At 68.5% G+C, this 13,646-nt stretch carries 14 protein-coding genes; 9 read left to right on the forward strand and 5 right to left on the reverse strand.

The features are described 5' to 3' along the window. The first annotated feature begins 145 nt into the window (after window positions 1-145). Window positions 146-1,420 carry an ABC transporter substrate-binding protein gene (locus FN829_RS14710; protein WP_185955784.1) on the forward strand — a complete coding sequence of 425 codons (1,275 nt, stop codon included), beginning with the start codon at window positions 146-148 and terminating at the stop codon, window positions 1,418-1,420. A gap of 118 nt (window positions 1,421-1,538) precedes the next feature. Here the strand turns inward: FN829_RS14710 and FN829_RS14715 are convergent, their stop codons facing one another. From FN829_RS14715 to FN829_RS14730, 4 genes are read right to left on the reverse strand one after another with little or no spacing between them, the layout of a single operon-like run. Then, a complete protein-coding gene (locus FN829_RS14715; RefSeq protein WP_142987699.1) occupies window positions 1,539-2,243 on the reverse strand; it encodes an ABC transporter ATP-binding protein in 705 nt (234 codons plus the stop codon). Then, on the reverse strand, window positions 2,240-3,283 hold the full coding sequence (locus tag FN829_RS14720; protein ID WP_246066556.1) for an ATP-binding cassette domain-containing protein: 1,044 nt from the start codon (window positions 3,281-3,283) through the stop codon (window positions 2,240-2,242). Before FN829_RS14720 ends, FN829_RS14715 begins: the two co-directional genes overlap by 4 nt. Next, the gene (locus FN829_RS14725) at window positions 3,280-4,671 is read right to left on the reverse strand and encodes a branched-chain amino acid ABC transporter permease (protein WP_142987700.1); all 1,392 of its coding nucleotides are present in this window, start codon (window positions 4,669-4,671) and stop codon (window positions 3,280-3,282) included. The genes FN829_RS14720 and FN829_RS14725 overlap by 4 nt, the downstream gene beginning before the upstream one ends. Further along, window positions 4,668-5,780: a branched-chain amino acid ABC transporter permease gene (locus FN829_RS14730; protein ID WP_142987701.1), complete on the reverse strand. Its 1,113-nt coding sequence runs from the start codon at window positions 5,778-5,780 to the stop codon at window positions 4,668-4,670. The genes FN829_RS14725 and FN829_RS14730 overlap by 4 nt, the downstream gene beginning before the upstream one ends. Before the next feature lie 181 nt (window positions 5,781-5,961). Here FN829_RS14730 and FN829_RS14735 point away from each other — a divergent pair, with 181 nt between their 5' ends. From FN829_RS14735 to FN829_RS14750, 4 genes are all read left to right on the forward strand, one after another. Then, a complete protein-coding gene (locus FN829_RS14735) occupies window positions 5,962-6,843 on the forward strand; it encodes an NAD(P)-dependent oxidoreductase (RefSeq protein ID WP_142987702.1) in 882 nt (293 codons plus the stop codon). 81 nt (window positions 6,844-6,924) lie between these two features. Beyond that, window positions 6,925-7,875 (forward strand): alpha/beta fold hydrolase, encoded by a 951-nt coding sequence (locus tag FN829_RS14740; RefSeq protein WP_142987703.1) that lies wholly within the window; start codon window positions 6,925-6,927, stop codon window positions 7,873-7,875. A gap of 77 nt (window positions 7,876-7,952) precedes the next feature. Beyond that, a complete protein-coding gene (locus tag FN829_RS14745) occupies window positions 7,953-8,279 on the forward strand; it encodes a cupin domain-containing protein (protein WP_142987704.1) in 327 nt (108 codons plus the stop codon). After that, window positions 8,279-8,647, forward strand: a complete 369-nt coding sequence (locus tag FN829_RS14750) for a rhodanese-like domain-containing protein (protein WP_142987705.1) — start codon at window positions 8,279-8,281, stop codon at window positions 8,645-8,647. Before FN829_RS14745 ends, FN829_RS14750 begins: the two co-directional genes overlap by 1 nt. Window positions 8,648-8,723: 76 nt before the next feature. Here the strand turns inward: FN829_RS14750 and FN829_RS14755 are convergent, their stop codons facing one another. Continuing rightward, window positions 8,724-9,104 (reverse strand): DUF7522 family protein, encoded by a 381-nt coding sequence (locus FN829_RS14755; protein ID WP_142987706.1) that lies wholly within the window; start codon window positions 9,102-9,104, stop codon window positions 8,724-8,726. Between the two features lie 100 nt (window positions 9,105-9,204). Between FN829_RS14755 and aglJ the strand changes: the two genes are divergently transcribed. The 4 genes from aglJ to FN829_RS14775 all read left to right on the forward strand — a co-directional run bounded on the left by aglJ (window position 9,205) and on the right by FN829_RS14775 (window position 13,545). Further along, window positions 9,205-10,227: an S-layer glycoprotein N-glycosyltransferase AglJ gene (gene aglJ / locus FN829_RS14760; protein WP_142987707.1), complete on the forward strand. Its 1,023-nt coding sequence runs from the start codon at window positions 9,205-9,207 to the stop codon at window positions 10,225-10,227. Between the two features lie 54 nt (window positions 10,228-10,281). Then, window positions 10,282-11,463, forward strand: a complete 1,182-nt coding sequence (locus FN829_RS14765) for an AI-2E family transporter (protein WP_142987708.1) — start codon at window positions 10,282-10,284, stop codon at window positions 11,461-11,463. A gap of 76 nt (window positions 11,464-11,539) precedes the next feature. Next, the gene (locus tag FN829_RS14770) at window positions 11,540-12,727 is read left to right on the forward strand and encodes a cell division protein FtsZ (protein WP_142987709.1); all 1,188 of its coding nucleotides are present in this window, start codon (window positions 11,540-11,542) and stop codon (window positions 12,725-12,727) included. Between the two features lie 74 nt (window positions 12,728-12,801). Further along, window positions 12,802-13,545 (forward strand): hypothetical protein, encoded by a 744-nt coding sequence (locus FN829_RS14775; protein ID WP_142987710.1) that lies wholly within the window; start codon window positions 12,802-12,804, stop codon window positions 13,543-13,545. Window positions 13,546-13,646 lie beyond the last annotated feature (101 nt).

The following is a 13,646-nucleotide window of genomic DNA, read 5'->3' on the forward strand; positions in this document are numbered from 1 at the left end:
CGAGAGCCGTGAAGGCGGTATTACTGGTTAGATACACGTGACTGACAAGACGTGTGGGGATGTTGACAGGGATATACTTATCAAAGTGGACCCTATATGGGTGGATATGTCATACCACAAGAGACGGCGTGACGTGTTGAAGGGGATCGGTGTCGCTGGCGCGGTCGGCGTCGCCGGCTGTTCGGGCAACGGCGGCGGCGGAGGCGGTGGCGGCGGCGCGCCGGATCTGATCACGGTGATCGGATACCCGGAGAGCGGGATCCAACTCTTCCGCGACTACTACAGCGCGTCCGACGGCGCGGAGGACATCCTGATCCCCGACGGGCTTCAGGACCCCGCGCTGCCCGGCCAGGTCGGCAACGACATGAACAACGTCACCGGTACCGCGCCTGCGGCGGGCGGCCCGAACCAGGAGGCGTTCGAGAGCCTGTATCAGGACACGTACGACGAGTCGCCGGGCGTGTTCACCTCGCAGTCGTACGACTCGGCGGCCGCGTTGATCCTGGCGAACGTCGCGGCCGGCGAGAACGACGGCACCGCGATCCGCGACCAGCTCCGGCGAATCGCGAATCCGGGCGGTACCGAGTACGGTCCCGAGGGGTTCCTCGACGCGGTCGAGGCGGTCGCGAACGGCGAGGACATCAACTATCAGGGGGCATCGAGCGCCGTCAACTTCGACGAGAACGGCGACCCGGCGTCCGCGGCCTACTCCATCTGGGAGTTCGCCGGGCAGGACGCCGACTCCGTCGACGTCGCCGAGACGCAGAACTTCGAGGGCGAGAACCCCGACGGCGAGGGGCCGTCCGCCGACTCCTCGCCCGGCGGATTCGGACGCGAGGTGAGCGTCGGAATCCTGCTCCCCGAGACCGGCGACTTGGCGTCGACGGGTCAACCCATGATCCGCGCGGCCGAGCTACCGGCCCAGCAGGTCAACGAGTCCGACCTCGATCTCACCGTGAACGCCCAGTTCGAGGACACCAACACCTCGCCCGACCAGGGGGTCAGCGGCGCCGAGTCGCTCGTGAGCTCGGGCGTCCCGGCGGTGTGCGGGACCGCCTCCTCCGGGGTTAACGTCCCGGTCTGTCAGGAGACGCTCATCCCGAACGAGGTCGTCGGCTGTTCGCCCTCCAGCACCGCGCTGTCGGTGACGAACCTCGAGGACGACGACTACATCTTCCGGACCGCGCCGAGCGACCAGCTCCAGGGCCGGGTCATGGCCCAGGTCGCCTCCGAGCGGCTCGAAGCCGAGACCGCCGCGACGCTGTACGTGAACAACGACTACGGACAGCAGCTCTCAGAGCGGTTCAGCGAAGTCTTCGAGGACACGTTCGACGGCGAGGTGTACGACCAGATCAGCTTCAACATCGGCGAGTCCTCGTACTCCAACGTCATCGAGCAGGCGCTCTCGAGCGGGAACTGATCGGTCGGGCCGTCCGCGGCTCCGGCACCGAAACTCGCGTTTTTTCGACCAGCCGGCCGACGCGAGCGACGGCTCCGTGAGAAGTCTCGAAAAAACGGCGGTCCGCGGTCGACGCCGACTACCCTCCGAGGAACTCGCGACGGACCTCCTCGTCGTTCAACAGCGCGGTTCCCTCGTCCTCGTAGCGGTTCTGCCCGTTCGAGAGCACGTAGCCGCGGTCACAGCGTCGAAGCGCCTCCTTGGCGTTCTGTTCGACCATCAGGATCGCGGTTCCCGTCCCGTTGATCTCGTCGATCTTGTCGAACATCTCGTCGACGAGGTCGGGCGCGAGCCCTGCGCTGGGCTCGTCGAGGAGCAGCAGCTCGGGGTCGAGCATCAGCGCCCGCCCCATCGCGAGCATCTGTCGCTGGCCGCCGCTCATCGTTCCGGCCTGCTGATCCCTCCGCTCTTCGAGGATCGGGAACCGGTCGTACACCTTCCGGAGCTCATCCTGTGGCACCTCGTCCAAGATGTACGCGCCCATCTCGAGGTTCTCCTCGACCGAGAGCTCCGCGAAGACGTTCTCGTTCTGCGGGACGTATCCGAGCCCCTTGTGGATCACGTCCTCCGGTTTCGTCCCGCTGATGTCCTCGCCGGCGAACGTCACGGTACCGCCCATGTGGGTCGTCAGCCCGAAGACCGACTTCATCACGGTCGACTTGCCGGCCCCGTTGGGACCGACGATCGTGACGTACTCGCCGTCGTCGACGTCGAGATCGACGTCCGTGAGGATCTGGAGATCGCCGTAGCCGGCGTCCAGACCGCGGACTTCGAGGAGGCTCACACCTCACCCCCGAGGTACGCCTCGATGACGTCCTCGCTCTCTTTGATCTCCGCCGGCGTCCCGTCCTTCAGGACGCGGCCCTGGTGCATGACGATGACCCGCTCGCAGTTGTTCATGATGAGGTCCATGTCGTGTTCCACGATGAGGAAGGTGTACCCCTGTTCGCGCAGCTCGTGGATGTGTTCGAGCAGTCGCTTCTCCAGGGAGGGATTGACGCCCGCGAACGGCTCGTCGAGAAGGAGCATGTCAGGGTCGGTCAACAGCGCGCGGGCCATCTCGAGCAGCTTCCGCTGGCCGCCCGAGAGGTTGCCGGCGTACTCCTCGGCGAGGTGGTCGATCTCGAAGAAGTCGAGCACCTCCCAGACGCGCTCGAGCTGGTCTGTCTCCTGTTCGCGCACCTCGCCGCGGGTGATCGGCATGACCGACCGCCACAGCGACTCGCCGACCTGACCCTTCGGCGCGAGCATCATGTTTTCGAGAACGGTCATCTCCTCGAGTTCGCGGGCGATCTGGAAGGTCCGGGCGAGTCCCTGGTTCGCGATCTCGTGCGGCTCGAGCCCGGTGATGTCCTCGCCGTTGAATCGAACCGTCCCCTCGTCGGGCTCCAACATCCCGGTGATGAGGTTGAAGGTGGTCGACTTCCCAGCCCCGTTGGGACCGATGAGCCCGGTCAGCGTTCCCGCCTCGACGTCGAAGCTGACGTCGTCGACGGCGACGATCCCGCCGAACGTCCGGCGGAGCCCCTCGACCTCGAGGGGCGTCGAACCGGTCGGTACGCCGGCGTCCTCCGGGGCGTGGACCGGTTGATCCGGCGTCTCCACGTCGGTCGACCCGCCTTCGTTCGGGTCGTCCCCGGAACCCGCCGTCGAGCCGTCCCCGTCCGGTTCGTCTCCGACTCTCGCCGAGCCGTCCGTCGCCGGCTCCGCGTTGCTTTCGGTCGGCTCCGGATCGCTCTCGGCCGATTCCGATTCCGGGTCGCTCTCGATCGGTTCCTCCGTCGACGTCGATCCGTCGGGGGTGGTGTCGTCGCTCTCGCTCATCGGTTCTCGCCTCCGTCGGCCGCGGTCGCAGCCTTGCTCGCGTCCTCGCCGCTCGGTCGCGAGAGGTCGATGCTCGAGGCCGTCTCCTTGCGGTGACCGAGCAGCCCTTCCGGGCGGTTGTGCATCAGCCAGATCAGCACTACGCCCATGATCACGAGCCGCAGTTGGCTCACGCTGTCGAGCGTGTAGAGTATGAACGGCACCGGGTCGAGCGACCCGAACGCCGCGACCGCCTCGCCGAAGTTCCGCGGCGCGTCACCGAGTTCGAAGGCGGTCTCGACGAGGTTCTTCACGTACCGCGGTCCCTCGTACAACACCCCGGCGAAGATCGCGCCGCCGAGGAAGCTTCCCGTGTTCGAGCCGGCACCGCCGATGATCAGCGCGATCCAGACGAAGAACGTGATGTTCGGCCGGAACGACGGCGGCGTGATGCTCCCCCGGCTCGAGTACCACAGGATCCCGCCGAGGCCCATCAGGGCCGACCCGAGGACGAACGCGGTGAGCTTGAAGCGGTCGGTGTCCTTCCCGAGGGCGTTCGCGACGTCCTCGTCCTCGCGGATCGCCTTCAGGACGCGCCCGAACGGCGACTTGCCGGTCCGCGAGAGCAGCAGGTAGAACAGCCCGACGCCGACGAGGAGCAGGACCCCGTAGAGGAGCCCGTCGATCACCGGTTTCGGGTTGTTCGGGATCAGCGTCCGCTGGACGAATCCGACGAAGCCCATGTACGGCTCCCACAGGAAGAGGGTCCGCAAGAGCGCCTCGAGCGGATCCGGATAGTTCAGAATGAGGCCGCCGCCGCCGCCGAGTCCGATCGTGTCAGCGGTCGGATCGAAGCTGAACAGCTGGACGCCCGCGATCGTGAGGTCGATCGTGTCGGGGACGGTGTACGACTGGAACGTCCGAGACATCATCGTGAACCGAATGATCTCCGAGAACGCCACCGTGACGATGGCGAGGTAGTCGGCTCGCAGCCGGAGCGCGGGGAGCGCGACCAGCAGCCCGAACAGCCCCGCGACCACGACGCCGGCGACCATGCCGACGCCGAGCGGCAGCCCGAGGCCGCCGACCTGTGCCGCGCCGCCCTGTGCGACCGGGGGCTTCGAGACGAGCGCCGTCACGTAGACGCCGATCCCCATGAAGCCGACGATGCCGATGTTGAACAGACCGGTGTACCCCCAGTGGAGGTTCAACGCCAGCGCGAGCATGCCGAACACGCCGATGTAGAACGTGAGGTTCGCGATCGAGTTCAACTGCCCGCGGAGGCCGTATCCGAACGCGACCCCGGCGAGCACGTACGCCAGATAGACCGCTCCGAGGACCGCGAGCACGAGCGTCACGTCGCGGTCGAGGAGTCCCCCGAACCGTCCGCGAAGGTCGTCGGCGCTCATGCCGTGGTCCTCCCGCTGAAGATGCCTTCAGGCTTGAACAACAGGATCACGATCATCACCATGAACGCGGCCGCCCGTCCGAACTCGGAGGGGATCCAGACCACGGACACCGAGGCGGTCAGCCCGATGACGATCCCGCCGCCGATCGCCCCGTAGATCGATCCGATGCCGCCGAGGATGACCGCGGCGAACACCAAGAGCAACAGGAGCCAGCCGTCGTTGAAGCCGAGCGTCCCCTTCCAGAGGACGAACATGTACCCTGCGACGCCGGTGAGTCCGGCCCCGACGATCCACGTAGTGCGGATGACCCGCTCGGTCGGGATCCCGGTGATCCGCGCGAGGTCCTCGTTGTCGGACATCGCGCGCATCGCCTTGCCGAGCTTGGTGCGCTGTAAGAGCAGGTGGACGCCGAGCATGAGGCCGCCCGCGACGACGATCAACGAGGCGTCGTGAGCGGTGATCCGGAAGGTCCCGTCGAACGCCGGGACGTTGATCCGCGGGACGGAGCCCGCCGCCGTGGTCCCGCGCACGCCCGCCCCGAAGACGAACTGGATGAGGTAGCGGAGCGCGAACGCGACCCCGATGCTCGTGATCAACAGGGCGATGCCGCTCTCGTCGCGGATCGGCTTGTACACGAACCGGTCGATCAGGAGCGCGAGCGCGATCGTCGAGACCCCCGCCACGAGCGCGCCGAGGACGACCGCGATCGGAGAGGTCGTGATCCCGATCCCGATCGCACCGCCGAACACCGATCCGCCGGCACCGACGAGCAACAGCGCGCCGACGCTGTTCTCGCCGATCCCCGCGATGAGGTAGCTGGTGGCCATCCCGGCGAACGCCCCGCTGGTGAGGTAGTCGCCGTGTGCGAAGTTCGCGAAGTTGAGAATGCTGTACGTCATCGAGAGTCCGATGCCCGCCAGACCGATGATCAGCCCTCGAAGCAGGCCGTCCCAGACGAGCGAGGCGAGGCTGCTGACCCGGATCCCCCCGGTCCAGAGCCCGCTCACGAGCGCCCACGCCATCCACAGGGCCACGAGAACGACCCCGATGGCGAGCGGGTCCTCGCCGAGGGTTCGGCGGTATCGGACGTACGTTTCAGAGATACTCACGTGATAACACTCCTCAAAGTACCGTGTGAAATCAACGTATAAGACGTTTACTACCTCTCGCCCGGATCGACGTGGTCGCGTCCCCCACATTCGGCCGCAGAAGAGTCGTTCACGTGATACCCGACGGGCCGGCGGCGACGCTCCGGTACGACTTATACCGAATCGCCTCGACGATCCGACAATGACCGCGATCGGCCTGATCGGCGTCGGCTACATCGGGAAACGGCTCGTCGACCGCCTCCTCGACGCGGGATACCGCGTGACCGTGTTCGACGTCGAGGACGACCAGACGGCGTACGCGATCGACCGCGGCGCTCGTGCCGCTTCGAGCCCGGCCGAAGTCGCTCGGGAATCGGACGTGGTGATCCTGACGCTGCCCGGATCGCCCGAGGTCGAGGCGACGATGGAGGGCGCGGACGGGCTGCTCGCGGAACTGGACCCGGGGGATCTCCTCGTCGACGTGTCGACGACCCGCCCGTCCACGTCGGTCGCCTGTGAGGAACTGTGCGCCGAGGCCGGCGTCGACTTCCTCGAGGCGCCCATCACTGGCGGATCGCCGCGGGAGGGGTACCACGTCATGGCCGGCGGCTTCGAGGGGAGCTACGAGCGAGCCGCGGAGGTGTTGGACGTCATCGCGGACGACCACGTCCGCGTCGGACCGGTCCCCGAAGCGACGGTGTTCAAACTCGGGCTCCAGATGCGCTACGCCGGCCACCACGCGGTCGACGCGGAGGTCGTCGAGTTCGTTCGCGACAACGGGGTGGATCCGACGCTCTTCACCGATTTCCTCGAATTCGAGATGTACGAGGGGTACTTCACCGGCGAGTTCGGCCGGGCGATGGAGGGGTTGGGGACGCTGGCCATCTGGAACAAGGACCTCGGCTACGCCACCGACTTCGCCGGCGAGCGGGGAACCGCGCTCCCGTTGACCGCCGCGGTCCGCGAGGCGTACAAGGCGACGACGCGTCGGGTCGACGACGGTGACGGACACGCCGCGGCGCTGATCACGTACTGGATGCTCCTCAACGACGGGGAGGGGCGGTTCGTCCCGGTTTCGGAGTAGACGGAGTCCGTCCGCGCCCCGAGTCGGAAGACGCGAACCCGTCGGACGTAGCTATTAGTCACCCGGGACCGATCGCCCGATATGATCGGTACCGCGGACGACGTGACGGGGGCCGCAGAGGGGGCCGAGGTCCCGTCCGACGAGATCCCCGAGGGCGTTCCCGGGACCTCGCGGTTCGTCTCGGCGAACGGCGTCCGTCTCCACGTCGTCGAGGCGGGCCCCGAGGACGGGAAGCTGCTCGTCCTCCTCCACGGGTTCCCGGAGTTCTGGTACGGCTGGCACGAGACGATCGCCGCGCTCGCGAACGCCGGCTACCGCGTCGTCGTGCCCGACCAGCGCGGGTACAACCTCTCGGAGAAGCCGCCCGCCGTCGCCGACTACCGGATCGGGGAACTCGCCCGCGACGTCGTCGGACTCATCGACGCGTACGGGCGCGAGACGGCGGCGGTCGCCGGCCACGACTGGGGTGCCGCCGTCGGCTGGTGGCTCGCGATCCACCACGCCGATCGGCTCTCGGAACTCGTCGCCGTCAACGTCCCCCACCCGACCGTCTTCGAGCGGGCGCTCCGTAACTCCTGGCGGCAGCGCCGCAAGAGCTGGTACGTGCTCGCCTTCCAACTGCCCCGGCTGCCAGAGGCGGTCGCGCGGGCCGGAAACTGGCGGATCGGCGTGCGGACCCTCCGCGAGACGAGCGAACCGGGGACGTTCGGCGAGGACGACTTTCGACGCTATCGGCGGGCGTGGGACCGCGACGGCGCGTTCGAGGCGATGGTGAACTGGTACCGGGCCATCGTCCGCGAGCGACCCACGCCGGAGACGCCGCGCGTGGGGGTCCCGACGCTCGTGGTCTGGGGCGCGGACGACCCGTTCCTCGAGAAGCGGCTGGCCGGCGAGAGCCTCGAACACTGCGCCGACGGGCGGCTCCTCACGATCGACGACGCGACCCACTGGGTGATCCACGAGGACCCGCACCGCGTCGCGAGGGCGGTCGCGGACCACGCCGACCCGCTGCCGCCGGGCGCACGGGAGTGAGAGCGGGCGAAACGGAGTCGGAGACGGACGCTGCCTTCGCCGACGCGTTTTAACCCCCGCGGCCCGACCGCACGGGTATGACGCTCGACCGATACGCCGATGCGATCGGCGCTCTCGACCCCGCCGACGGCGAGGTCGAGAGCGCCGAACTCGTCGTCACCGACGACGTGCTCGTGAAGGCGTTCGTCCTCGCACCCGGCGGCGAGGTCGACCCGCACGGGCACGCGGATGCGACGAACGTCTTCCACGTCCTCGAGGGGGAGCCGACCGTGATCAGGGGAGACGAGTCCGAGCGCCTCGCCGCGCCCGCGGTCGTCCACAACGCCCGCGGGGACGTCCACGGGGCTCGAAACGATACCGACGAACGCGCCGTGCTCACGGCCAGCCTCTGTCCCCTCCCGTGATGGACGGAGAGATCGACCCGGCGGGGCTCGCAGCCCTACTGGACGAGGGCGAGGACGTGCGGATCGTCGACATCCGCGACGAGCGGGCGTTCGACCGGGGGCACGTCCCCGACAGCGAGTCGATCCCGTTCCCGGAGCTCACGACTCGCGTCGCCGACTTGGAGGGCGCAGAGCGGATCGTGACGGTCTGTCCGCACGGGATCGCGAGCCAGCAGGCCGCACGGCTGATCGGCAGCTACGAGGGGACCGCCGACGCCCGCGTGGAGAGCCTCCGCGGCGGGATCGAGGCGTGGCAGGAGGACGGCCGCGAGCTCGAAGCGTCAGCTTCCGAGGACGACGCGGAAGCGGACCCCGACGCGCCGTTCTGATCGGGCGTCTCGACGGCGGATCGTCGAGATCACGCGTCGAGATCACGCGTCGAGATCACGCGAGGCTGTCGTCGGATCACGGAGAATCGAACGAACGGAGGATCTCCGCGAGTGCGCTGGCCAGCTCCTCGAAACGGTCGATCTCCATCGAGTCGGTCGTCACCCAGACGCCGTGGCCGTTGGCGATCACGCGAGTCAGGTAACCGTTCTCGAACACTCGGACGGTGAAGAAGTAGTCGCCGAGCTGCGTGTTGGCGTACAACGACTGCGCGTGGAATCCGTGTCGCTCGCTCTCGGCGAACCCGACGAGGTCGGCGGTCCGGCTCAGGTCGCTCCGCAGATAGAGCTGTTCGACGTCCTCCTCGGTGAAGTAGGTGAGGCTCCGGAGCTCGTCTCCCGTCGCGGTCCGTGCCGCGCTGAGCAGTTCCTCGGTGTGTTCTTCGAGTGCCTGTGACATGCTACCACGTATGGCGACGGGATACATGAGCGTATGGGTCGGCCTCCGTTTTGCGACCGGAGGGACAGAGTTTAGCGACTCGGCCGATATCGCCCGGACGATGAGCGACTTCGACGACGTCTGCGTCCTGTTGCCCACCTTCGAGGAGGCCGAGACGGTCGGGACCGTCGTCTCCTCGTTCCGCGAGGCGGGACTCCGGGAGATCCTCGTGATCGACGGTGGGTCGACGGACGGCACCCGCGATCTCGCCCGCGAGGCCGGCGCACGCGTCGTCGTCCAGTCCGGCGAGGGGAAGGGACAGGCGATCCGCGAGGCCGTCCGCGAACACGTCGACGCGCGCTACGTCCTGATGGCCGACGCCGACGCCACCTACGACGCGACGGACGCCGAGGCGATGCTGGCGCCGCTTCTCGAGGGCGAGGCCGAACACGTCATCGGCGACCGCTTCGCCGACATGCGACCGGGCGCGATGACGCGGCTGAACCGGATCGGGAACCGCATCATCAACGGGACGTTCCGCGCGGTCCACGGGGAGGAGTACGGGGACATCCTCTCGGGGTATCGGGCGTTCACCCGCGAGTCGTTCCTCCGGCTAACCCTCTCCGCCGACGGGTTCGGTGTCGAGACGGAGATGGCGGTCGAGTGCGTGAAACAGCGGGTTTCGGTGGCGGTCGTCCCCGTCACGTACCGCCCCCGTCCCGACGGCTCCTCGACCAACCTCCACCCGATCCGCGACGGCGGCGTGATATTCCTCGAGTTGTACCGGAAGGCGAAGACCAACAACCCGCTCTTCTACTTCGGGAGCGTCGGCACGATCTCGACGACCGCCGGGGCGATCATGGCCGCGTTCGTCCTGTATCGGTGGCTCGTCTTCGACGTCGGCCACGAGATAATCGCGGTGGCCGCGACCGGCGCGATCATCCTCGGGATGCAGCTGCTCGTGTTCGGCGTCCTCGCCGACATGATCCTCTCCCTCCACCGCGAGCAGTTGGACCGGCAAGACCGCGTCGTCGAGGAGCGACTGGCGTCGGACGCCGGCGGCGCGGACGCGGAAAGCGAACCCTCGCAGTCGGGGGACACCGGGACTGACGACGGCCTCACGGCCGAGTCCGCGGGAAACTGAAGCGAATCCCGAACCTTCCACATCGTTTATGTTCCGGGTCGAACACGTCCACGCATGGACGAGAAGCGTTTCGTCGTCGCCCTCTTCGGCCTCACGGTCGCGCTCATCGCCGGCTTCATCGCCTACCGCTTCGTCGCCGCCCTCACGGTCGCCGTCTTCCTGTACTACTCCACCCGTCGTTTCTACCACGACCTCGAGCGGCTCCACCTCCCCCCGCGCGTCCGCGCGATGACCGCACTCTCGGTGATCGCCGTTCCGCTCATCCTGCTTTTGAGTTCCGCGGTGGTGCTTCTGGTCGTCGAGACGCGGCGGTTCATCGAGGAGTTCCCGCTCGCCGAGACGCTCGGGTCGGGTAACCAGTGGGTACAGCGGCTGAGCGAACTGTCGAACCTCTCCGTCGGCAACGTCGTCGAGGCGTATCGGTCGGGCCAGTTCGATCCCCTGATCGACTTCCTCGTCGACAACGCCGCGCTGTTGACGAACACGGTCTCCGGACTACTCCTCAACCTGCTCATCACCGTCGTGGTCACCTACTACCTGCTTCTGGACGGCTCGAAGTTCCACGAGTGGGTCCTCCGTTTCGACGACGACGCGATCGTCCGGGAGTACTTCGAGGCGGCAGACGCGGAACTCGAGGCCGTGCTGTACGGTAACCTGCTCAACGTCATCGCCATCTCGATCATCGCGATCGCGACGTACACCGGCTACAACGTGGTGGCACCCGAAGCCGTCGCCGTTCCGTATCCGACGCTCGCGGGCGCGTTCACCGGCGTCGCGAGCCTGATCCCGGTCATCGGCATGAAGATCGTCTACCTGCCGTTGGCGGCGGCAACCGCGGTTCCGGCGATCATGGGAAGCGACACCGGGCTGTTGGTGTACGTCGGTGCGTTCCTCCTCGTGGCGGTCGTCGTCGTCGACACGATCCCCGACATCGTGTTGCGGCCGTACTTCAGCGGGAAGACGACCCACGTCGGACTGCTGATGCTCGCGTACATCTTCGGGCCAGTCGTGTTCGGGTTCCACGGCCTCTTTCTCGCGCCGATCGTGTTGGTGCTCGTGTTGACGTTCGCGGACACCGCCTTACCGCGGCTGCTCGGCGTGGAACCGGATCCCACGGAGCGGCTCCCGGACGGCCAGCGCCGCCTCGACGAGTTCGAGTGGACGGTCTCCGGCGACGACGCGTCCGGGTCGGCGGCCTCCGGCGCGTCGGATCCGATCCGGAGTGACGACGACTGATCCGGCGTCCCCGGCGACCGCGACCGCCCCGCGGGCGGCCGAAGGTCATAAATCCCCGTTCGCCGACCGGAGACGTATGCGCGTACACGTCATCGGCCTCGGCGGGGCGGGCGGGCGGGTCGTCGACCGGCTCGCGGCCGACCACGACGGGGACCCCTTCCTCCACGGCATCTCCGCGTTCGACACGGACATGGAGGCGCTCGGCTCGCTTCAGTCGATCGGGGAGGAGCGCCGGTATCGGTTCGGGGACGCGGCCGGCGGCGACGGGCTCGACGGCGACCTCCACGCCGGTCGGGAGCTCGGCGAGGTCCACGCGAGCGAGCTCGGCCGCGCGCTCGACGACCAGTGCCCGTCGCTCGCGGAGGCGTTCGTCCTCGTCCTCGGCGTCGGCGGCGCGGCCGGCGGCGGGGCCGCCCCGGCGCTCGCCGCGGAGCTCGAGACGCTGTACGACGCGCCGGTGTACGCGATCGCCGTCCTCCCGACGCCCGCCGAGAGCGACGCCGACGGGGAGGCGGGTCCGGGCGCGGAGGCAGGTCCGGCGGGCGGAGGCGGGTCCGGGCGCGGAGGAGACGGGGGATCGACCCCGCGGAGACCCCTCGCGGAGAAGAACGCGGCTCGGACGCTCGGCGCGCTCTCCGACCGGACGGCCGCCGTCTTCCCCTTCGACACGGACGCGTGGCTCGGCGGCGGCGAGACGATCGACGACGCAAGCGACCGGCTGAACGGCGTCCTCGCCGATCGGATCGCGGCGCTCTTCGGGGCCGGCGAGGGCGACGACGACGCGATCACGCCCCAGCAGGTGCTCGACGCGAGCGACGTCGCCCGCGCGGTCGGCGACGCCGGCGAGACCGCGGCGCTGGGGTACGCCACCCAGGAGGTCGAGCCGCCGGAGACGGAGTCGCGGTTCGGCCTCGGCCTGTTCGGCTCCTCGGAACCGGAGAAGGTGGACACGAGCGCCGCGGTGTCGGCCGTCGAGACCGTGATCCGGAAGGCGACCCGCGGGAAGAACACGGTGGAGATGCCCGAGGGGCGCGCCGACCGGACCCTGCTCGTCGTCGGCGGGCCGCCCGCCTGGCTCAACCGGGAGGCGATCGCCGAGGGACGGCGCTGGCTCGCCGAGGAGACCGGCTCCGGCGCGATCCTGAGCGGGGACGCGCCGGTGCCCGGCGGCGGGGAGGTGTTCGCGCTCGTGGTGCGATCGGGGATCGACGAGCCCGATCGGATACGCGAGATCCGCACCTCGATCCCCGACCGAGCCGAGTAGTCCGAGACGGGATCGGCCCCTCCCGGCGGTCCGCGACCGAACCCGTTAACCTCGTTCGTCGCCCCGTTCCGGACGTGAGTTCCCCTTCCGAGACCGCCGGGCTCGGCATCGACCTCGACGTCTCCGACGTCGAGGCGGTGGCCGGCCGGCGCGACGAGCTGGTCGCCGAAGTCCGCGACCACGCCGGCGGGATCGCCTACCGGCTCGCGAAGCTCCAGGGCGGCGACTACGGTCGAACGGAGCTGTCGACGGCGGGCGGCGAGTGGACCGTCAAACACGAGGCCGGCGAGCTGGAGTTCCTGCTTTTCTCCCCCAAGCGCGGATCGGACACCTACGTCGTCTCGACGAAACAGCCCCCGGAGCCGTCGGGGCTCTCGGCCGCCCTCGAGGACTACCCGAACATGGTCGCCGCCTGGAACGCGTACGTCGACTCGCTGTCGGGCGTGCTCGACGGCGTGTCCGCGGAGTTCCCCGAGCCGGCCTCGACCGACGGGGTCGTCGCGGAGCGAGACCGAGTGCTCGACTCGATCCGCGAGACCTGCGGCGTCATCGCCGGCGAGGTGTACCGGTACGAGGGCGACGACTACGGGACGTTCACCGCCCGCGTCGACGGCGACCGCTGGGAGCTCAAGTGGGAGGAGGGAGCCGTGTCGTACCTCCGCGTCGGCGGCTCCGGCGGGCTCTACCTCCTCTCGCAGTACGAGGCTCCCTCCGCCGCCGACGTGCGCGAGTACGCCGAGCCGTTCGCGGGCTTCGTCGAGGCATACAACGAGTTCGTCGAGGGACTGGAGAGCGACCTCACGACCGTCTCGGTGTAGCGCCCGAGGTGTAGCGCCCGAGGTGTAACGCTCGCCGAGACGGAAGGACCGCCAAGTCGAACGACTGTCGCCGGGATCAGCTTTATGACGTGTTCCGCGAC

The organism is Halorubrum cibi, assembly GCF_900182635.1.
Classification (GTDB): Archaea; Halobacteriota; Halobacteria; order Halobacteriales; family Haloferacaceae; genus Halorubrum; species Halorubrum cibi.